The 20,986-nt window shown below is 71.2% G+C and carries 17 protein-coding genes; 8 read left to right on the forward strand and 9 right to left on the reverse strand.

What is annotated here, in order from left to right; genetic code table 11:
• Positions 1–44: 44 nt before the first annotated feature.
• Genes AC08OO_RS05865 through AC08OO_RS05875 form a run of 3 tightly spaced genes read left to right on the forward strand, consistent with a single transcriptional unit; the run spans position 45 to position 3,498 of the window.
• Entirely contained in the window at positions 45–1,502 is a 1,458-nt protein-coding gene (locus AC08OO_RS05865; protein WP_476610466.1) for a phosphoribosyltransferase family protein, read from the forward strand.
• Positions 1,503–1,507: 5 nt separating this feature from the next.
• On the forward strand, positions 1,508–2,656 hold the full coding sequence (locus tag AC08OO_RS05870) for a cysteine protease StiP family protein (protein ID WP_476610467.1): 1,149 nt from the start codon (positions 1,508–1,510) through the stop codon (positions 2,654–2,656).
• Entirely contained in the window at positions 2,653–3,498 is an 846-nt protein-coding gene (locus AC08OO_RS05875) for an HAD family hydrolase (RefSeq protein ID WP_476610456.1), read from the forward strand. The genes AC08OO_RS05870 and AC08OO_RS05875 overlap by 4 nt, the downstream gene beginning before the upstream one ends.
• Before the next feature lie 27 nt (positions 3,499–3,525).
• On the opposite strand, the gene AC08OO_RS05880 is transcribed toward AC08OO_RS05875, so the two are convergent.
• Positions 3,526–4,086 (reverse strand): hypothetical protein, encoded by a 561-nt coding sequence (locus AC08OO_RS05880; RefSeq protein ID WP_476610457.1) that lies wholly within the window; start codon positions 4,084–4,086, stop codon positions 3,526–3,528.
• A gap of 393 nt (positions 4,087–4,479) precedes the next feature.
• Here AC08OO_RS05880 and glgX point away from each other — a divergent pair, with 393 nt between their 5' ends.
• Positions 4,480–6,918, forward strand: a complete 2,439-nt coding sequence (gene glgX / locus AC08OO_RS05885) for a glycogen debranching protein GlgX (protein ID WP_476610458.1) — start codon at positions 4,480–4,482, stop codon at positions 6,916–6,918.
• On the opposite strand, the gene glgP is transcribed toward glgX, so the two are convergent.
• Complete coding sequence (gene glgP / locus AC08OO_RS05890; RefSeq protein WP_476610459.1) at positions 6,915–9,473, reverse strand: alpha-glucan family phosphorylase; 2,559 nt, start codon at positions 9,471–9,473, stop codon at positions 6,915–6,917. The two genes, glgX and glgP, sit on opposite strands and share 4 nt — an antisense overlap.
• 133 nt (positions 9,474–9,606) lie before the next feature.
• Positions 9,607–11,610 carry an acetate--CoA ligase gene (gene acs, locus AC08OO_RS05895; RefSeq protein ID WP_476610460.1) on the reverse strand — a complete coding sequence of 668 codons (2,004 nt, stop codon included), beginning with the start codon at positions 11,608–11,610 and terminating at the stop codon, positions 9,607–9,609.
• Between the two features lie 263 nt (positions 11,611–11,873).
• Between acs and AC08OO_RS05900 the strand changes: the two genes are divergently transcribed.
• Entirely contained in the window at positions 11,874–12,020 is a 147-nt protein-coding gene (locus AC08OO_RS05900; RefSeq protein ID WP_476607921.1) for a hypothetical protein, read from the forward strand.
• Complete coding sequence (locus tag AC08OO_RS05905) at positions 12,017–12,793, forward strand: enoyl-CoA hydratase/isomerase family protein (RefSeq protein WP_011438038.1); 777 nt, start codon at positions 12,017–12,019, stop codon at positions 12,791–12,793. The genes AC08OO_RS05900 and AC08OO_RS05905 overlap by 4 nt, the downstream gene beginning before the upstream one ends.
• A 157-nt stretch (positions 12,794–12,950) precedes the next feature.
• Here AC08OO_RS05905 and AC08OO_RS05910 read toward each other — a convergent pair whose 3' ends face one another.
• Together AC08OO_RS05910 and AC08OO_RS05915 are read right to left on the reverse strand one after the other, a co-directional pair.
• Positions 12,951–14,021 carry an endonuclease/exonuclease/phosphatase family protein gene (locus tag AC08OO_RS05910; RefSeq protein WP_476610461.1) on the reverse strand — a complete coding sequence of 357 codons (1,071 nt, stop codon included), beginning with the start codon at positions 14,019–14,021 and terminating at the stop codon, positions 12,951–12,953.
• A gap of 154 nt (positions 14,022–14,175) precedes the next feature.
• Entirely contained in the window at positions 14,176–15,555 is a 1,380-nt protein-coding gene (locus AC08OO_RS05915) for a transcriptional regulator (RefSeq protein WP_476610462.1), read from the reverse strand.
• Between the two features lie 465 nt (positions 15,556–16,020).
• Between AC08OO_RS05915 and AC08OO_RS05920 the strand changes: the two genes are divergently transcribed.
• Complete coding sequence (locus AC08OO_RS05920; RefSeq protein WP_476610463.1) at positions 16,021–16,806, forward strand: electron transfer flavoprotein subunit beta/FixA family protein; 786 nt, start codon at positions 16,021–16,023, stop codon at positions 16,804–16,806.
• A gap of 13 nt (positions 16,807–16,819) precedes the next feature.
• Positions 16,820–17,782: an electron transfer flavoprotein subunit alpha/FixB family protein gene (locus AC08OO_RS05925; protein WP_476608161.1), complete on the forward strand. Its 963-nt coding sequence runs from the start codon at positions 16,820–16,822 to the stop codon at positions 17,780–17,782.
• 87 nt (positions 17,783–17,869) lie between these two features.
• Here AC08OO_RS05925 and AC08OO_RS05930 read toward each other — a convergent pair whose 3' ends face one another.
• The 4 genes from AC08OO_RS05930 to AC08OO_RS05945 all read right to left on the reverse strand — a co-directional run.
• Positions 17,870–18,664, reverse strand: a complete 795-nt coding sequence (locus AC08OO_RS05930) for a hypothetical protein (RefSeq protein WP_476608160.1) — start codon at positions 18,662–18,664, stop codon at positions 17,870–17,872.
• A gap of 54 nt (positions 18,665–18,718) precedes the next feature.
• The gene (locus AC08OO_RS05935; RefSeq protein WP_476610464.1) at positions 18,719–19,537 is read right to left on the reverse strand and encodes a vWA domain-containing protein; all 819 of its coding nucleotides are present in this window, start codon (positions 19,535–19,537) and stop codon (positions 18,719–18,721) included.
• A 27-nt stretch (positions 19,538–19,564) separates the two neighbouring features.
• Positions 19,565–20,689: a hypothetical protein gene (locus tag AC08OO_RS05940; RefSeq protein ID WP_476610465.1), complete on the reverse strand. Its 1,125-nt coding sequence runs from the start codon at positions 20,687–20,689 to the stop codon at positions 19,565–19,567.
• A 51-nt stretch (positions 20,690–20,740) separates the two neighbouring features.
• Positions 20,741–20,986, reverse strand: a 246-nt coding sequence (locus tag AC08OO_RS05945; protein ID WP_476618307.1) for a hypothetical protein, incomplete at its 5' end; no start/stop codon positions are given.

Consider the following 20,986-nt stretch of genomic DNA (forward strand, 5'->3'; position numbering starts at 1 on the left):
CGCGGTGACCTGGACATCAAGGCCCAGCGGCCGCCTCCGCGGGGATGTGGCTGTGGACCGCGCTGGGCCTTGATGTCCAGGTCACCGCGGACGTGTCGGGCCAGGGGCTGCACGCTCTGGTGGGACTCGCCCTGCGCCGCAACCCACGCCGGGCGCACCTGTTGGTCAGCCGGGTGCTCGGCAAGCATCTGCCGGTGGCACCGGCCGAGGCGCTCGCGGCCGGGGCCGGGGTTGCCGCGCTGGTCCGGGCACTGCCCGGCTTCGAGGAGGCCGGAAAGCGGGTTGCGGACCCGCCGGTTGCGGACCCGCCGGTGCAGGGTTCGTCGGCCGAGCAGCCCGGGGGCCCGCGGACCGGCCCGATCGTGATCGGTTACTGCGAGACCGCGACGGCCTTGGGGCACGCGGTCGCCGACGGTCTCCCGGCGAGCCACTACCTGCACACCACCCGGCGGCCGCTGCCCGGTGCCACGCCGATCCTTGAGTTCGTGGAGTCCCATTCCCACGCGACCCACCATTGGCTGATGCCCGAGGACCGCGAGATCCTGCGGTGCGGCGCGCCGATCGTGCTCGTCGACGACGAGCTGTCGACCGGGCGTACCGCCCTAGGCACGATCCGGATCCTGCAGGCCCACGCCCCACGCGAGCACTACGTGGTTGCCACGCTGCTCGACGCCCGTCCGCCCGCGGCCCGGGCCGCGTTCGCCGATCTCGCCGGCGAGCTCGGGGTCCGGCTGGATGTCGTCGCCCTGCTCACGGCCACCGTCACCGTGCCGGCCGAGATCGCGGACCGGGCCGCGCGGATCCGCGCCCGGTTCGCCGGGGGCGCGGGCGGTCGGGACGCGTCGCGGGCGACGGGGGCGCTGGTGGCCCATCCGGTCCGCCGGCTGGTGGCCGACTGGCCGTCCGACCTGCCTGACGGTGGCCGTCATCGCTGGTCGCCGACCGACCGCCACCGCCTCGACGAGGTCGTGCCGCCGGTCGCCGCGACGGTACTGGCCGCGCTGACCCGGCCCGCGGGCCGCACGCTCGTGCTCGGGACGGAGGAACTGATGTACACGCCGATGCGGATAGCGGACGCGCTGGCCCGGACGAGTCCGGGTGAGATCCGCTACCAGTCCACGACGCGTTCGCCGGTCCACCCCGTCGACGTCGACGGCTACGCCATCCGCGCCGCCCTCACCTTCCCCGCGCCGGACGACCCGGGTCGGGCCAGCCACGTCTACAACGTCCGGCCCGGGATGTACGACGACATCGTGGTGGTCGTCGACTCTGTCCCGGTCGTCGGTTCTGGGACGGTCGTCGACTTTGGGACGGACGTCGCCCCGGGGGCGGACCGGAGCTCTCCCCGTGCGGCTACCGGTCTCGACGGCATGCTTACTCAGCTGCGCCGATGCGCTCCGGTCACGGTGCTGACGCTGCCGTCCTACCGGCCGTCCCCTCGACCGACCGGTGCGCCGTCCGCCGCCGGGCCGCTCACCGGTGCGCCCGGGGACGCCCGGTGAGCGGGATCGGCGCGGTGGATCCCGCGCTCACCGGCACCGTCGGCTCGGGTTCATACGATCCGGCGGACGTGACCTTCCTGCTGACCGACCTCAGCGCGGTCGCCCTGGAGCGGCCCACCGAGGACCGTGAGGAGGCCATGCAGGCCGGCCGGCACTACTCCGAGGACCTGCCGGTCGAGTACCAGCCCGACGCCGGTTACCTGGAGCTCTACCACCGGGCGCTGGACCGGTCGGCCCGCCGGGTCGCGCTCGCCACCGGCCTCGTGGCGGAGCTCGTACGGGTCACCAAGCCCGAGCCGGTCCTGGCCTCGATCGCCCGGGCCGGTACCCCGGTGGGGATCCTGATGCGGCGCTGGTACGGCTGGCGCCACGGGCTCGACACCCCGCACTACGCGATCTCGGTGATCAAGGATCGCGGCGTGGACCTGAACGCGATCCGCTACCTCACCTCCCGGCACGACCGGGAGGTGATCCAGTTCGTCGACGGCTGGACCGGCAAGGGGGTGATGACCCGGGTGCTGACCGACGCGGTGGCCCGGCTCGGGCTGGACGACACCCTCGCCGTGCTGGCCGACCCGGCTCGGTGCGTGCCGCTCTACGGGACCCGCGACGACTTCCTCATCCCGAGCGCCTGCCTGAACTCGACGGTGAGCGGGCTGGTCAGCCGGACCGTCCTCAACGCCGAGCACATCGGCCCGGATGACTTCCACGGTGCGAAGTACTACGCCGAACTCGCGGCGCACGATCTGTCCCGGCACTTCGTCGAGACGGTGGCGGCCCACTTCCCCGAGGTGGCCGACGAGGTCGCCGAGACCTGGCCGCGGCTGTGGGCCGCCGACCGCAGTCCGACCTGGGCGGGCTGGGCGGCGGTGGAGCGCATCGCGGCCGCGTTCGACATCCCCGACGTGGTCATGGTGAAGCCGGGGGTGGGGGAGACGACCCGGGTCCTGCTGCGCCGGGTGCCCTGGCGCATCCTCATCGCCCCCGACCGGCTCGACGAGCTGGCGCACGTGCTGGCACTGGCCGCCGACCGCGACGTCGAGGTCCAGGAGATGGCGGACCTACCATTCTCCTGTGTGGGGCTGGTCCGCCCGGTCGGCGCGGCACCGGTCTTCCACACCCCGAACGCGCGCTGGCGCCCGGACGTCCTGTGACGGCCGACTCGTCCGTCTCGTCCGGGCCGCGTCATCTGCTGGCCTGTGACCTGGACAAGACGCTGATCTTTTCCCGGCACTCGCTGCTGTTGGCCGATGACCGGCCCGCACCGGAGCTCGTCGAGGTCGAACGCCTCGACGGCGCGCCGATCTCGTTCGCGACGGCGCGGTCGCTGGCCCTGCTCGCCGAGCTGCACGACCTCGCCGTCCTCGTCCCGGTCACCACCCGCACCCTCGCCCAGTACGCGCGGGTCAAGCTCGGGGTCCGGCCGCGCTACGCGATCGCGGCCAACGGCGGGCACCTGCTGGTCGACGGGGTCCCCGATCCGGCCTGGGCGGCGGGCGTGGCGGCCGAGGCCGCCGCCTGCGCCCCCCTGGCGGAGATGGTGGCGCTCGCCGAGCGGTCCGCCGCCGGCGGCTGGGCCCGGCTCGTGCGGGTCGCCGACGGGTTGTTCGTCTACCTCGTCGCCCACGACCGCGCCGGCATTCCCGACCTGACCGGGGAGGCCGAGACGGCGCGGGCTGCGGGCTGGGCGATGTCGGTGCAGGGGCGGAAGGTGTACTTTGTCCCGTCGGTCCTGACCAAGCAGCGCGCGGTGGCCGAGGTCGCCCGCCGTGCCGGTACCGCCCGGCTGCTGGCCGCGGGGGACTCCGTGCTCGACGTCCCGATGCTCGCGGCGGCCGACCACGCCGTCCGTCCGGCCCACGGTGAGCTGCACGAACTGGGCTGGTCGGGCCCGAATGTCACCGTCACCGCCGCGGCCGGGGTGCTCGCGGGCGAACAGGTGCTGGCGGCGTTCGTCGCGCGGGTCCGGGCCGAGATCGCTGCCGGGAGTCGCTGAACCTCCTCGCGCGACTTCCGGGCCCGTTCAGACCGGGCCTTGGCGCCGTTCTTCTGGTGTGCCGGGCGGCGGCGGCTCGGAGCCCGGCCCGAACCCAGGCGCCCAGATTTTCCGCAGCGGCCTGCCGTGCGGGCACGTCCCCCGCTCTGGCACCCGCTCGACGCTGCCTGTGGCATGCAACTGGGCGCCACGGCGACGCCGGCACTTGTTGCAGGCCACCAGCCGGCGCCCGAGCTCCTGAACTTCAGGAAGACTCCGATGGCTCTTGGTCAGGTCGGCGTGCACCCTGGTCGCGCGGGCCAGTACGGTCGAGGCAGGCCACTCCTCCGTCACGGCTAGGGCCGTCGTAGCCGCGTGCGCGGCCTGCCCTGGGTCGGCCGGTCGGAGAGACAGCGCGAGCGCACACCAGGTCAGGCCGAGGCCCTCCACGTGCTCGGGCTGGTAGCTGTCGACCGTGGCCTGGGCGAACGAGGTGGCGCCTGGATCTCCGATCCCGGAGAGGGCCAACGCGGTGTAGAGAAGCCGTTCTGTAGCGTCGAACAGGCCCGCGCCTGCGAGGCGTTCCACAGGCAGGGGCGCATCGTTCATGAGGTGAATCGCTTCTCGGGCGCGCCCCGGCTGTCCGCCGGCACCTTCGGCGCATGCCGCATACGCGGTAAGACGGGGCAGAACATACGGGTCTGCATCCGGGTTGCGGATTGCGTTCCGGGCGACCCCCGCGGCCTCCGTGTAGCGGCCGGCGTTGAAGGCGATGCACGATCGGAGGCCGGCGATACTGCCGCCGAGCAGTGCATCTCCCGCGTGGGCGGCGTACTGCTCGGCGACTGTCGCGAACCTTGCCACCCCTGGGCCCTGGCAGGGGTCATCGTCGGCGCAGCCGTCCCCCTTCTTTTGACGTCATCCCCAGCCTGTTCCACGGCCACCGTGTTTCCCGTGCTCCGGAAAAGGGGATCGGTTAGCGTCGCCAAGGTGTCCGACACCGTGAAGACCACAGTCTCACCGGACATACCGGCATCCCCGGGCGTACTGGCGCCGACCGCCTCCGGGCTCGTGCCGGGGTGCGCGGTGCCACTGGGCGTGACCTGGGATGGGTCCGGGGTGAACATCGCCGTCGTCGCCCCCGGGGCCGAGGCGGTCGACTTCTGCCTGTTCGATGCCGACGGCCGCGAGACACGCCATCGACTTCCGGAGCGTGACGGCGGGGTGTGGCACGGCTATCTGGCTGGCGTCCGCCCCGGTCAGCGTTACGGCCTGCGGGCACACGGTCCCTATGACCCGGAGCGGGGCCAGCGGTACAACCCGGCGAAGCTGCTGGTCGACCCCTACGCCCGATCGGTAGCCGGGACGCTGCGCACGGACCCGGCGATCTACGGGTTCGGTGGCTGCGACCCCTACGGCTCCGAACCGGACCCGCGGGACTCCGCACCTTTCGTGCCTCGCTGCGTCGTGACCGGGCCCGGACGGGCGCAGCGGGGCCCCGCCGGGACCAGGGATTCCGGATTCGGGGACCCCGAGATCGGGGACCCCAGATCCGGGAGTGGCGGTTTGACGGGTCACGGCGTACATCCGGCGGACAACCGGCCTACCATCCCCTGGTCGGACATGATCATCTACGAGGCGCACGTACGCGGGCTCACGAAACGTCACCCGGGCCTGCCGCCACGGTTACGCGGGACGTACGCCGGGCTCGGCCACCCGAGCGTCCTGGCGCACCTGCGCCGGCTCGGCGTCACCGCGGTCGAACTGCTGCCGGTGCACGCCTCGGTCTCCGAACCGGCCCTGCTCGAGCGCGGAAAAATCAACTACTGGGCCTACAACACCCTGGCCTTCTTCGCCCCTCATGCCGGGTACGCGGCCACCGACGATCCGATCGGCGAATTCCAGGCGATGGTCGCAGCCCTGCACGCCGCCGGCATCGAGGTGATACTCGACGTCGTCTACAACCACAGCGCCGAGGGCAGCGAGCGGGGCCCGACGCTGTCCCTGCGTGGCCTGGACAACACGACCTATTACCGGGTAGAGCCGATGGATCCCCGGCGCTACCGTGACGTGACCGGCTGCGGCAACACCCTCAACACGTCCTCACCGCACGTCGTGCGGCTGATCTGCGACTCGCTGCGGTACTGGGTGACGGAGATGGGCGTCGACGGGTTCCGGTTCGATCTCGCCACCGCGCTCGCCCGCAATCCCGACGCCTTCGACCCCGCGGCAAGCCTGCTGACCGCCATCCACGCCGACCCGATCCTCGCCACGGTGAAGCTGATCGCCGAGCCGTGGGACGTCGGCTGGGGCGGATACCAGGTGGGGGGGTTCCCGGCCCCCTGGGCGGAGTGGAACGGGCGGTTCCGCGACACCGTGCGCGACGTGTGGAACAGGCACACCAGCGGCGTCGCCGATCTGGGCTATCGGGTGTCCGGCTCGTCGGACCTGTTCGAGCACGGCGGCCGGCGCCCCTGGGCATCGATCAACTTCGTCACCGCCCACGACGGCTTTCCCCTGGCAGACCTGGTCTCCTACAACGAGAAGCACAACGAGGACAACGGCGAGGGCAACCGGGACGGCGAGGCGGACAACCGCTCGGCGAACTACGGGGTGGAGGGTGCGACCGACGACCCGGCGATCCTGACCATCCGCCGCCGGGTGCGCCGGGGACTGATCACGACACTGCTGCTGTCCACGGGCGTCCCGATGCTGCTCGCCGGCGACGAGTTCGGTCACTCGCAGGGCGGCAACAACAACGCCTACTGCCAGGACAACGCGGTGTCCTGGCTCGACTGGCCGACCGACCTCGTGGGGCCGGAGGACGTCACCGGACCGGAGGACGTCACCGGACCGGAGGACGTCACGGAGCCGGACCACGCCTACCCCGACCCGGCCGGCCCCGACCCGGCGCTGTGTCGGCTGGTGGGCGGGTTGGCGGCACTGCGTTCCGCCGAACCCGTGCTGCGCCGGGGGCGGTTCTTCCACGGCGGCCAGTCGGCACCCGGGCGACTCGCGGACATCACCTGGTTCCGTGCGGACGGGGCGGTGATGTCGGTGGCGGACTGGAACGCCCCGCGGGTCGCGACGCTCGTGGCCCATGTCGCCGGCGGCCCTGTCGCCGCCGGCTTCGTGGATGAGGATCCTGCCGGCGGGCGGGGAACGCACGACCTACCGGCCCACGGCGCTGGCCTGGTGTACGTGTTCCATCCGGATCGCGGCGACACCGTCGTCACCCTGCCCGGTGCTCCCTGGGCGGCCCGCCACGACCTGCTGCTCAATACCGCCGACGACGATCTCGCCGGATTCCCGGCGACCGTCGCGGTACCGGGAACCAGCTACGTCGGCGGCGAGTCCCTGACCGTGCTGGGCCACAGCGTGCTCGTCCTACGAGCCCATCCCCCCGGCACGGCGGCTTCCCCGCGGTGCGGGGACCCCTAAGGGTTGGTGACCAGGCCCAGTTCGGCGATGCTCGCGGTGAGTGCGTGCCGGGGCAGCACCCGCACCGTGTAACCGAAGGGTCCGGTGCGTCCGAGCGGGATGGTGCCCTCGTAGCGGTAACCGCCCTCCCCTTCGCCAACCGGCTGCAGGAACAGCGTCGAAGGATCCAGGATCCGGTCGGTCTGGTCGATCCGGCCGTAGGAGGCGAGGACGTCGACGTCCCCGAGTGCCAGCTCACCGAGGTCGACCGTGGCCCGCACCACCAGCGACTGGCCCACCTGAGGGGTGTCACCGAGACCAGCGGAGTCGACGTTGAGCACGCGGAGCCCGGGCCACGCGGCATGCACCCGGCTCTTCCAGGCGGCCAGGTCCCGGGCTCCGGCGAAGCCGTTGGCGGCGGCGGCCCGGGCCGAGACACCGGCCGGCACGTAGTAGCGCTCGACGTACTCCTGGACCATGCGGCTGGCCAGGACCTGGGGACCGAGGGCCGACAGGGTGTGCTTGACCATCGCGGCCCAGCGCCGCGGGATGCCGTCGCCGGGCTCCGAGTCGTAGAAGCGGGGGGCGACGGTGTTCTCCAACAGGTCGTACAGGGCGGCGGACTCGATGTCGTCGCGCCGGTCGGGGTCCTCGACCCCGTCCGCGGTCGGGATCGCCCAGCCGTTCTGGCCGTCGAACATCTCGTCCCACCAGCCGTCCCGGATGGACAGGTTCAGGCAGCCGTTCAGCGCGGCCTTCATCCCCGACGTGCCGCACGCCTCCAGCGGACGCAGCGGGTTGTTCAGCCAAACGTCCGATCCGGAGTACAGGAAGCGCGCCATCCCGATGTCGTAGTCGGGGAGGAAGACGATGCGCGACCGCACGGCCGGGTCGTCGGAGAACTGGACGATCTGCTGGACGAGTTGCTTGCCGCCGTCGTCGGCGGGGTGCGCCTTGCCGGCGATGACCATCTGGATCGGCCGCTGCGGGTGCAGCAGCAGCCGGCGCAGCCGGTCACGATCCCGCAGCATGAGGGTCAGCCGCTTGTAGGACGGCACGCGCCGGGCGAAACCGATCGTGAGGACGTCCGGGTCGAAAACCGACTCCACCCACTCCAGCTCACCGGGTGCCGCGCCGCGCTCGAGCCAGGAGGCCCGCAGCCGGCGGCGGACCTCGGTGACGAGGCGCTCCCGCAGTTGCCGCCGGGCGGCCCACACGACCTCGTCGGGCAACGTGGAGATCTTCTCGAATCCGGCCGCGTCGTCGGAAAGCAGGCCCGGGTCGGGCTCGCGGTCAGCAAGCTCGATGATGGGCCGGGACACCCAGGTCGGGGCGTGCACCCCGTTGGTCACCGAGCCGATCGGGACCTCGGCGGTGTCGAAGCCGGGCCACAGCCCCGCGAACATCTCCCGGCTGACGATGCCGTGCAGCTTGCTGACGCCGTTCGAACGCTGTGCGAGCCGTAGGCCCATGTGGGCCATGTTGAAGACGTTGGGGTCGGCCTCCACCCCGAGCTGCAGGATCCGCTCGACCGGCACGCCGGGCCAGCCGTTGTCCCCGCCGAAATGGCGGGCGACCAGGCTGCGAGGGAACCGGTCGATGCCGGCGGGGACAGGGGTGTGGGTGGTGAACAGTGTGCCGGCGCGGGCGGCCTGGAGCGCCTCGTCGAAGCTGAGCCCGTTCTCGACGAGTTCCCGGATCCGCTCCAGGCCGAGGAAGCCCGCGTGCCCCTCATTGGTGTGGTACACCTCGGGCTCCGGAGTCCCGGTCACCGCGGCGTAGGCGCGCAGCGCGCGGACACCCCCGATGCCCAGCAGCATCTCCTGGAGCAGCCGGTGGTCGGTTCCGCCGCCGTAGAGCCGGTCGGTCACCCCCCGCTCGGCCGGCTGGTTGTCCTCGACGTCCGAGTCGAGCAGCAGCAGCGGGACCCGTCCGACCTGCGCCTTCCAGATCTGCGCGTGCAGCGTGCGACCCTCGGGCAGACCGACGGCCACCTTCACCGGCATCCCCGCCGTATCGGTCAGCTGGGTCAGGGGGAGCCCGTGCGGATCGATGCCCGGGTACCGTTCCTGCTGCCAGCCGTCCCGGGACAGGGACTGCACGAAGTACCCGGCCCGGTAGAGCAGGCCGACGCCGATGATCGGCACGCCGAGGTCGCTCGCGGTCTTGAGATGGTCGCCGGCGAGGATGCCGAGGCCGCCGGAGTACTGCGGCAGCACCTCGGTGATACCGAACTCCGGGGAGAAGTAGGCGATCGCCGACGGGGCGCCCTCGGCCTTCCGCTGCTGATACCACAGATCGGCCGTCAGGTACTCCTGGAGGTCGTCTGCGACGTCGGTGAGTCGGCGCACGAACCGACGGTCGGCGGCCAGCGCGAGCAGCCGGTTATGGTCCACCTCGCCGAGCAGGCGGACCGGGTCTCCCTTCGTCGCCCGCCAGAGCTCCGGATCAACAGACTCGAACAGGTCCAGCGTCTCGGGATGCCAGGACCAGCGAAGATTCAGGACTAGTTCCCCCAGTGGAGCAAGCTGCCCGGGGAGCTGTGCACGGACGGTGAACCGTCGGAGGGCTCTCACGAAGACGTGAGCCTAGACAGTGCCGGCGACGTCGACACACCCGGGTGCGGCCAGCTGGTCCCGGCCGGGAAACAACTGTCATGTCGACCCGATGACAGCCAGAATTGTCCGGAATCGGGGACCGGAGCCGCCCTTACTCGTTGTCTCGGGCAGTGCCCACCTTGGCCGTGAGCGCGGCCATCACCGCGGGGTCGCGCAAGGTCGTGACGTCGCCGAGTTCCCGGCCTTCGGCAATGTCACGCAGCAACCGGCGCATGATCTTGCCGGACCGGGTCTTCGGCAGGTCGTCGGCCCAGATGATCCGCCGTGGCCGGGCGAGCTTGCCGATCCGCCTGGCCACGTGCTCGCGCAGCTCGGCCTCGGTGGCCTCGTCGCCCGAGCGGTCACCGGCGAGCGTCACGAACGCAACGATCGCCTGGCCGGTCTGCTCGTCGTACTGTGCGACCACCGCCGCCTCGGCGACGGCCTCATGGGCGACGATCGCCGACTCCACCTCCGCGGTGGACAGCCGGTGCCCGGACACGTTGATGACGTCGTCGATCCGCCCGATGATCCAGAAGTAGCCGTCGGCGTCGAGGCGTGCGGCGTCGCCGACGACGTAGGTTGACGGGCCGAAGCGGGAGAAGTACGTCTTGACGAATCGCTCGTCGTCCTTGTAAAGGGTGCGCAGCATGGACGGCCACGGCTTGGTGATCACCAGGATTCCGGTGCCCTCAGTGACCGGCTCGCCGTCCTCCGAGAGCAGCGCCGGGCTGATACCGGGCAGCGGCAGGGTCGCCGAACCCGGTTTGGTCGACGTGACGCCGGCCAGCGGCGAGATGAGCGCGGAGCCGGTCTCGGTCTGCCACCACGTGTCGACGATCGGGCAGCGACCACCGCCGATGACCACGTGGTACCACAACCACGCCTTCGGGTTGATCGGTTCCCCGACCGTGCCGAGCACCCGCAGCGAGGACAGGTCGTGCCGACCGGGATACCGCGCGCCCCACTTGATGCACGTACGGATCGCCGTCGGCGCCGTGTAGAACACGGTGACCTTGTACTCCTCGATGAGCCGCCACCAGATGTCGTAGTCGGGGTAGTCCGGCGCCCCCTCGTACATCACGCTGGTCACGCCGTTCGATAGCGGGCCGTAGACGATGTAGGAGTGCCCGGTGATCCAGCCGACGTCCGCGGAACACCAGTAGACGTCGGTGTCCGGGTCGATGTCGAAGACCGCCCGGTGAGTGTAGGTGGCGCCGAGCAGGTAACCCGCGGTCGTGTGCAGGATCCCCTTCGGCTTCGCGGTCGACCCGGAGCTGTAGAGGATGAACAGGGGATGCTCCGCGGACAGCGGTTCCGGCGGGCAGTCGGGCGCCGCCGCGGCCAGCAGTTCGTGGTACCAGACGTCCCGGCCCGCGGTCATCGGCGCCCCGGTACCGCCCGGCCCGGGCACGACCACAATGTGCCCCAGCGCCGGGAGGTCACCGAGCTCCGCGTCGACGGCGGCCTTCACCGGCGCCGTCCGTCCCTTGCGCCGCGCGCCGTCCACGGTGATCAGCACCTTGGCGTCGGAGACCTCCATCCGCTCCCGGACCGCGGACGGCGCGAAACCGCCGAAGACCACGTTGTGGACCGCGCCGATCCGGGCGCAGGCCAGCATCGCGACGGCCACCTCGGGAATCATCGGCAGGAAGATCCCGACCACGTCGCCGGCGCGCACGCCGAGCGAACGCAGCCCGTTCGCCAGCCGCTGGGTGTCGGCGAGCAGGTCCGCATAGGTGACGGTGCGCCGCTCCCCCTCCTCCCCGTGCCAGTGGAAGGCCACCCGCTCGCCGCGCCCGGCCGCCACGTGCCGGTCCAGGCAGTTCTCCGACAGGTTCAGCATCCCGTCCGCGAACCAGGTGTAGAAGGGCGGGTTCGAGTCGTCGAGTACCTGCGTGAACGGCGTGTGCCAGGTCAGCAGCTCCTCGGCCTTGCGAGCCCAGAACGCGTTCGGGTCTGCCTCGGCGGCGGCCCGGTCGGCGTCCATCGGCAGGCGCCGGGTGAAGGCCGCCGACGGGTCGAAACGCTCCACGGACAGCAGGCTCTCCAGGGTCGCCTCGAGATCGGCGACGTTCTCGAGACCGGTCGAGACGCTGACACCTGTGTCGGTCACGGCTCCTCCTGGGTCGGCTCGGGACGAACAGCACGGTCACACGCTGCCCCCCCCGGTCTACCACGAAGGCCAGTCAACTCTCAGGAGTTGCGCGGCAGGTTCCGGCGGTCGGCAGGTTCCGGGCGTGAGAGGGGACCGGCCGGCGGCCGACCGTTGGCAATGTCCGCTATTTCCTGCTATGGGCTAGTGCGCCGGGTGGAACCGAGCGATCCCCGAACCCGATCTGGAGATGATTGATGAAGATCAGCGGGTGTCGGCCTATCGTGGCGACCGACATCTACAGCGACATCGAAACCATCCCCAAAGCCGGCACCGTCGACGATCTCGGCGGGTCGGACGGGGTGGGGAACGCCGGGGCGCCGGACGCCTCGCCGGTCATCGAGGGCCTGAAGCGGGAGGAACGCGGATGAGTGTGGTGCGGCTCGAGGTTGACGGCGGGATCGGCACCATCCGGTTGGACCGGCCGCCGATGAACGCGCTGGACTCCACGGTCGCCGCGGAACTGCGGACCGCCGCGGTCGAGGCGACCCGGCGGTCGGACGTCCGCGCGGTGGTGCTCTATGGCGGGGAAAAGGTGTTCGCCGCCGGGGCCGACATCCGGCAGATGGCGCCGATGGGTTACGCCGAGGTATCCACCTGGGTGGGCGATCTGAACTCCACCTTCGAGGTCGTGGCCCGGATCCCGAAGCCCGTGGTCGCCGCGGTGACGGGCTATGCCCTGGGCGGCGGGTTGGAGCTTGCCCTGTGCGCGGACGTGCGGGTCTTGGCCGAGGACGCCCGGGTCGGCCAGCCCGAGATCCTGCTCGGAGTGATCCCCGGCGCGGGGGGCACCCAGCGGCTGCCGCGCCTGATCGGCCCGTCCCGCGCCAAGGACCTCATCTTCAGCGGCAGGCAGGTCCGGGCGGCCGAGGCAGCGGAGATCGGTCTGGCCGACGCCGTCGTTCCCGCGGGTGAGGTGTACGTGCAGGCGAAGCGGATCGCGGGCCGGTACACGAACGGCCCGGCGATGGCGCTCGCGGCGGCGAAGCAGGCGGTTGACGACGGCGCGGAGATCGCGCTGGCCGAGGCGCTACGTCTGGAGGCGGCGCTGTTCGCCGGGCTGTTCGCCACCGAGGACCGGCGGATCGGAATGGAGTCCTTCCTCGAGAGCGGGCCCGGCAAGGCCGACTTCATCGGCCGCTGACGGAGACCCCGTGCGGTGTCTGTGGTAGGGGTCCCCGGATTGCGCCGAAGGCGTGCGATGGTTGTCCCAGGAGGATTGCCGGAGGCGATTCGACGGAGACCCCGTGCGGTGTCTGTGGTAAGGGTCCCCGGATGGCGCCGAAGGCGCCATCCGGGGGTTACCGCATGGCCAGGTCGGCGATGACCGGCCGGTGGTCACTGCCGAAGTCGCCGCCGACCTCGAAACCCGTCACCGCGAACGCGGGTGAGGCCAGCACGTGGTCGATGCGCAGCACGGGCGGCAGGATCAGGCTCTTGGAGTTCCAGGTCGGTTGCCATCCGCCGCCGCCGACGTCGTGCGCGTCGCGTACCCCCGAGTTCACCAGCCGACGGAACGGCCGGTGGTCCCGGGTGGCATTGAAGTCGCCGGCCATGACGACCGGCAGCGTGGCGTGTTCGAGCTGCGCGCGCAGCGTGTCGAGCTGGGTCCGCCAGCGGTCGGTGTAGGCGCTGGTCGTCGGTGAGATCGTGTGCACCGCGTACACGACGAAGCGTCGACGCTCATCCACCTCCACGGTGGCCCGCAATGACATTGCTCCGCCGACGACCGGGGCCGCGGCGTCGTGCAGCGGGAAGCGGGAGAACACGGCGGCGCCGAACGCACCCGGCTCCGGGTGCACCTCGCGGTACCGGTAGCTCGCCAGCGCTCCGGACGAGGTGACCCGCGCCAGGGTGAGCGGGGAGAGCTCCACGAGGACGAGCACGTCCGGGTTCGCGGCGCGGATCTGCGCGCCCAGCCGGTCGGCGTGGTCGTTGTAGTAGAGCAGGTTCGCCGACATCACCCGCAGGCGCGCGGCACCCTGCGGGGCCTCCTCGGCGCCGCCGGGGAAAACCTCGGGCAGGGTCCAGAACAGATGGATGGCGATCAGGGCCATGGAGATGATCATCAGCAGGTTGCGACGGAGCGCGAAGGCCACCGCCACGGTGGCGTAGGCCGGGAGGTAGAGCAGTTCGGTCCCGGCGTTGATCGCGGAGTAGGGCCAGCCCACCGCATCGTCGAGATGGGCCAACCGGCCGAGGGCGATCCCCCCGAGCCCGGCCACTGCGACCCACGCGACGATCACGACCAGGGGGCGGACCGGGAAGGTCGGGTGCGGCCGGGGCTCCGGGGCGGCGACCGGGATGTCCCTGTGCCGGGAGGTGGGGTCGGTGCCCGGCACGGCGGAACCGGACTCCTGCGCGGAACTCACTTCACCAGAGTGCCCGGCTGGCAGGGCCGTCCGGGAGGCGGGTGCTCCCGGACGGCCCGTTCGGTGGTGAGACGTCGGTAACGGTGGGGCCGATGGCCGTAGCTTGCCGGCGCCGGGAGCCGTCGGCGCCCGTGCGGCGGCTATCGGTGACTGGTCAGGTGGCGGCTGTGGCGCCGACCAGCGGGCGCGCCCGTTCGTGCCATTCGCGGACCGTCACCGTCGGGTGCGCGTCGAGCTCACGGTCCAGCTCCCGCAGTTTCTCGGTGACCCGGGAGGACGACAGCTGCCCGGCGACGGCGACGGCCCGGTAGCCCGCCTCCAGGGCGGCCTCCAGGTCCGGAGTCGGTCGGCGCAGGTAGGCCAAGGCGAGGTCGGCCTCGGCGTAGCTGCGGGTTCGGGCGCGCGCCGCGCCCTGCAGGCTCCGGGCCTCGAGCAGTTTCGTCTCGGCCGGTCGGGCGCGGCCCAGCAGTAACAGGCAGTGACCATGGCACTCGGCGACGTCGCCGGCGTTGTAGTGGCCGGCCCAGGACGGTCCGTCGTCCCCGTCGCTGCGCGCGATCGCCCGGTCCATCTTGTCCAGGGCCTCCATGCAACCGGCCTCGTCACGGTTGCGTGCCAGCGCCCAGGCATGCTTGTCGTGCAGCATGGCCTGCACGGCATACGAGGAGTGCCGCACCGCGCGGCCGAGGGCCGCCCGGGCCAGGGCGAGGCTCTGCCGGGGATGGCCCAGCCGGGCGGCCTGGTCGCTCATCGCGGACAGCACCCGGCCGGCGAGCATGGCGTCGTCGGCGTGTTCGGCGAGGCTGAGGGCCTGGATGTAGTAGCGCTGCGCGAGGGCCTGCCGGTTGCTGTCCTGGGCGAGCCACCCGCTGAACTGGGTCAGCTCGGCCAGCGCACCGAACAGGTCGGGGCTCGGCCGCCCCTCCCGGGCGGCCCGGGTCCGGTCGTGCAGAAAGGCGACGACCTGAGGCCGGATCTCGTCGCCGCCGAACTTCGCGTCCAGCCGGCGGAAGGTCTCGGTCATATCCCGGATCACGGCGCCGGCGGAGGCTCCCGTTGATTCCGGTCTGGCGACCCGGTCAACCACTCCGGTGAGGCTGGAGAGGACCGGATCGGCGAAGGCCGATGCGATAAAGGCCGTTCCGTCGTGCAACAGGTCGCGTCGCCGCATGTCTCGTCCCGATAGTCCGGCAAGGGTGCTTAGGGTCTCGGTGGGTGCGTTCGAGCTCGACAGCCCGAGGTCGTCGCGTTCATAGGACTCCCCGCGCCAGCCCAGATCCACCGGCCGGACCGGGTATCCCAGGGCCGCGGATATCTCGGCCGCCGCAAGTTCGGCGACCATCGGGTCACGCGGCCGCATCCCGCGACGCCAGTGACCGACGGTGGTCCTGGCCAGGCCCAGCTCGATCCGGCGCTGATGGCGGGCGCGGGCGTTCACCTGCCGGGCGAACCGGGTGTCGGATACCCCGGCCTCCCGCAGCAGACGCTCGAACTGGGTCGTGGGAGAGGGATCTCCGGACGACGTATTCGACATGTGTCCCCCGTCGAGGTAAAGATGGCTTAAATCCATAATGTCGGCGCCTTGCGCACCTCTTGGGCAGAAAGTAGCCGAGAAGTCACGTTGCAAGGAAGAGGGTGTGCATAACCCGGCCGGAATGCACGACCAGTCGGGGCCGATGCCTCCAGCGGATCCCCGGATGGTCGGTAAAAGAACGTGCGGAATATCTCAATCATTACGGAAAGTGGCGGATCCATTTTCTGCACATACATCTGCATGGCGTGTCTCTGCGCGCCCCGAGAGCGCTGGAGGGCCGGAGATGGGCGCGGACGGACTAGGCTCCATAGCGGAGCGTAGTCGCCGCCCGGTTTCGGCCCGGCTGTCCAGATCAGGGGCGTACTGCGGTCCGCGTCACGTCGTCGATCATTGAGCGCGTGAGCGCCCCAGATGCGACGATGTCAAGGGACTGACATCGGATGTTGGCTACGGAGGCCCCAACGCGTGAACATCGTCGTTACCGTCAAGCAGGTTCCTGACACCTGGGCGGAGAAGAAGCTCGACGCCGCGGACAAGACCGTCGACCGTAAGAGTGTCGACAGCGTCATGAACGAGATGGACGAGTACGGGGTCGAAGAGGCCCTGAAGATCAAGGAAGCGCACGGGGGCGAGGTCACCGTCGTCACGATGGGACCGGCCAAGGCGGCCGAGACGATCCGCAAGGCCCTGTCGATGGGCGCGGACAAGGCCGTGCACCTGACGGACGACTTGCTGCACGGGTCGGACGCGCTGGCGACGTCCGCCGCGCTGGCGAAGGTGATCTCCACGCTGTCACCCGACATCGTCATCACCTCCAGCGAGGCTTCCGATGCCCGTGGCGGCGTCATCGGTGCCCTGTTGGCGGAGCGGCTGGCCCTTCCCCAGCTCACCCAGGCCCGCAAGGTCACGGTGGATCCGGCCGCGGGTAAGGTCACGATCGAGCGTCTCGCCGACAACGGCTACGCCCTGGTCGAGGCAAGCCTGCCGGCCGTGGTCGCCGTGGTCGAGAAGATCAACCAGCCGCGTTACCCTTCGTTCAAGGGCATCATGGCGGCCAAGAAGAAGCCGCTGACGACGTTGTCCGCCGCGGACGCGGGTCTGGACGCCGATGCGGTCGGGCTGGCCGGCGCCACGTCGACGGTCGTTGCCTCGGAGCCCGCGCCGCCGCGGTCGAGTGGCACGATCGTCAAGGACGAGGGCGACGGCGGCACGAAGGTCGCGGAGTTCCTCGCGGCGCAGAAGCTTATCTGAGGGGTTTTGTCCGATGGCTGAAGTTCTCGTGCTCGTCGAGCACGCCGATGGTGAACCCAAGAAGGTCACCGCGGAACTGCTGACGCTCGCCCGTTCGCTCGGCGAGCCCGCCGCGGTGTTCCTCGGAGCGCCGGGCACCTATGCGAAGGCCAAGGAGTACCTCGCGCAGTACGGCGCCGCCAGGGTCTACGTCGTCGAGTCGGAGGACGTCGTCGGCTACGTGGGCGCGCCGGCGGCCGAGGTGCTGGCCAAGCTGGTCGCGGACGCGTCGCCGGCTGCCGTGCTGGTCGCCGCCACCGCGGACTCGCGGGAGATCGCGGCCCGCGTCGCCGCGAAGACCGACTCGGGCCTGATCTGGGACGCTGTCGCGCTGACCCCCGACCTGGTCGCCACCCAGGGTATCTTCGGCGGCTCAACGATCGTCACGTCGAAGGTCGTCAAGGGTGTTCCGGTGGTCGTCGTCCGGCCGAACTCGACGGCGCCCGAGGCCGCCCCGGTGACGCCGTCCGAACAGACGGTGGACATCGCGATCTCCGACGCCGCGAAGGGGGCCAAGATCGTCGACCGCGTCGTCGAGGCGAAGTCCGGCCGCCCGGACCTCACCGAGGCCCAGGTCGTCGTCTCCGGTGGTCGCGGTCTGGGCGCCGCCGAGCACTTCACCCTGGTGGAGAAGCTGGCCGACACCCTCGGCGCCGCGGTCGGCGCGTCGCGTGCCGCCACCGACGCCGGGTGGTACCCGCACCAGAACCAGGTCGGGCAGACCGGCAAGACGGTGTCCCCGCAGCTCTACATCGCGGTCGGCATCTCCGGCGCGATCCAGCACCGGGCCGGGATGCAGACGTCCAAGACGATCGTCGCGATCAACAAGGACCCGGAAGCGCCGATCTTCGAGTTCGCGGACTACGGGCTGGTCGGCGATCTGTTCAACGTCGTCCCGCAGCTCATCGAGGCGATCGAGAAGCGCAGGGCCGGCTGATCGATCCCGCGGACCGGCCACGGCCGGGCGTCCATCCGTCTCGGCGAGGGTGGCGCCCGGCCGTCGTTTAGGACCCACGCCCGTGCGTCACCTCCGCGGGTCCTCGCGCACCCGGAGCACCACCAGCGTGAGGTCGTCGTGGTCGATCTCGCCCGCGTCCTTGAGCTGGTGGGCGAGCCCCTCCAGGTTCGGCTTGCGCAGGTCGGGAAGTCGCCGCCAAACCTCCGGATCAGTCCACGGCAGGGTGTAGAGCCACTTGCTGATCGCGTCGCTGCCGAGCAGGAAGACCTCCCCCGCCTCGGCGAAGCCTCGCCGCACCCGCACCGGCCAGCCCTCCCCGGTCGGCGCGAGCCGACGGGCCCGCCCGAGGTCGCTGGGCACCAGGTCGGGGGTGCTTGTGAAGGCTGCCGATGCGGAGTACGGGAAGAACTCGGGTTGCGCGCCCGCCAGGATGGCCTCCGGCGAGGGCACCCGGACCAGGCAGGAGTCGCCGACCGCGATCGCCTCCCACTCCAGCCGGCCGTCGTGTTCGTTCTCCTCGCTCCTGAATTGCAGTCCAAGAAACGTGGCGAACGCCGCTTCCGTCGCACCGACGCCCTGGAACCGCCAGTCGTCGGGATCGACCGTCGGCGGGCTCAGGTTCCAGATCCTGATCGTCTCGCGGAACCATTCGTAGATGCCCTCGGCCGAGGCCCCGATCGGCGGCGGCGTGTTGACGTATCGCGTGACCAGCAGGTTTGCCCACCGCCGCACGTCGACCCCCTCCGACGCGCCATCCGCGACGGCCGCCCTCCGGCGCGCCGTGCTCACCATCGTCGCGTCTTCGGAGGCATAGCCGCTGTTCTTCGGCAGCCACACCTGCACACGGCCCGTGACCCGCACTCCCGCACCTCTCCTTCCTCGGGACCCACCGCAGCCGTCGGCCCACCGCCCCACTCAGGCATCGACCTGAGCCACCTGGGTGCCGACGGTGAGGGCGAGGACGATCGCGTCGGGTGTCGCGTTGGAGACGAATCCCCGGGCGCCGGGCCGGGTCTGCGCACCCAGGCGCTCCGCCGCGGTGCGCATCAGCGGCGGCAGCTCGCTCGACATCCGGAACAGCCCGCGAGCCCACTCGTCGGACAGCTCGGACTCGGCCGCGGGGAAGGTGGTGGTGGTCTGCGCGACTGCGGAGATGCTGATGTTGAACAGCAGCAGGTTGCCGTCCGCGGTGCGCAGTGACCGTAGCCGGTCGGCCCACATCTGCACCTTCTCGGGCTCGCCGTCGGTGGCGGCTCCATCGGTGATGTTGATGATGATCGGTGGGAAGGAGTCCTGGTGGCTCTGGGCCCAGCCGGAGGCGAGGCTCCCGGCCATGTCGAGGGCGGCGCACATCGGGGTGAGGCCCGCCCCGAACGGTTCGAACCACACTGGCATCGAGGAGCCGTGCCGCTCCTCCCGGCGCAGCACGCAGGAGAAGAGGTCCGGTACCGAGACCAGCCACTGGCCGGCGAGCGCTCCGGTGAACAGTGAGCGGGCCTCCTCGCCGCTGTAGCCGAGCACGGCGATGTCGTAGTAGGGACGCGGACCCTCGCCGCGCTCCTTGCTGCACCGACGGATGATCATCGCGAGGGTGTCGTTGACGATGTCGGCGAGGGCCTGCGCCTTGGAGATGCCGGGACGCCCGGCGATCGGGTAGTTCATCGAGTCGGACTGGTCCAGCAGAAAGATGAAGCAGCCCGGGGCACGCCGGTCGATCTGCTTGGTGTAGGGCATGGGCGTCGCGCTTCCTCAGGAATCGGATCAGTACCGGGGGAGGTGGTCGTCGGCGGAGAGAGCGCCCGGGGGATCGTCCGCCGGGTTCGTCGGGAGGATGTCCGGCCAGGGCTCGCCGGCGCCCACCCGCCATGAGTTCGGGCATGCGCGGCAGGCGTAGGACGCGTCGACCTGGACGCTCCCGCACGAGCACTGCGGGTCCTCCAGCAGCGTCCGTCGATCGATCACCTCGACTCCGATCGGATGGACGGCGGCGCCCGGTCCCGGGGGGCCCGGGCGCCGAGGCGGGAGCGGACGCTGGAAGTCGGCCGGCGGTGCCGGCCGCGGGTACCTAGTCGGCGGGAAGTCGGCCGGCCGGAAGTCCCGGGGCGACGTCGGTTCCGGGTAGGTGCCGCGACCGGTCACGGCGTGGACGAAGCCGGCCAGCGGAACCACGGCAAGGCCGACCGCGAAGATCAGAAGCCAGCGCAGCGCGGTGCCGATCCGGCCGGGGCCGTGGGTGCCGTCGTGCACCGAGGCCGGCACCAGGACCTTGTGGTCGTCACCGATCGCCTCGACCGTGTCCGGAAGTGCCTCGGCCACCTTGTGGACGTCCGGGCGGGCACCCGGACCGACGGCGACGAGCAGCCGGGCGCCGACCTCGGCGAGCCGGGGGACGTCGGCGGCCGGCACCCCGAGCAACGGAACGCCGGCCGTGGACGATGCCGCAGGTGGGGTGTAGGCGGTGAAGACTGGGCCGTCCTTTCCCGTGCCGCGGGTGAATCGGGGCGGGAGCGGGACGTGGAGCAGCTCACCGTCCTTGAACGGGTGATCGGCCACGGCGTCCGGGTTGATCCCGAGTGCCGCGGCGATCTGCTCCCGGGTCTCCCCGGCCCGCACCTTGTACTGGATGAACAGCTCGGGCTCGTCCGGCTGCGGCGCCGACGACGCCACGAGTATCACCTGGTTGACGTCGTTGCCGCCGGCCGCCCGCAGGGCCTGGTCGGCGGAGGTCGTCACCAGGATCCTGATCGGCGACGGAGCCGTTCCGCCTCCGCCCGAGATCAGGCCGACGACGGCGATCGTGACCGCGGCCACGAGGATGCAGACCCCGATGATCCGCCGGTGGCGGCTCGGCCACGCGGTGTCGTCCGGCCCGCCTGACGGCGTCATGCCGCCTCCCATCGGTTGTCTCGAATGTCTCGAGCCTTCGGTCGTCTGGTGTCATCCCACGGTGAGGATGATCAGGATGAGTGCGAGGATGGCCAGGGCCGCGAGGACGAGAGCCGCCGTGCGCGACCCGGAGCCGCGGTTCGGCACGGATCCGGGGGGCGACGCCCGCCGCGCCCCGTCGCCGGCCGCGGAGGTCGTGCCGCCCTGACCCGCCGAGGGACCGGTGTTCGGCGATGTCCTGGTCGTCGCGTCCCAGAGATTCCGTCCCGCGGCTGGGGTGCCTGGGGTGGCTGGGGT

It is taken from the genome of Frankia sp. CeCAU1 (assembly GCF_977971845.1).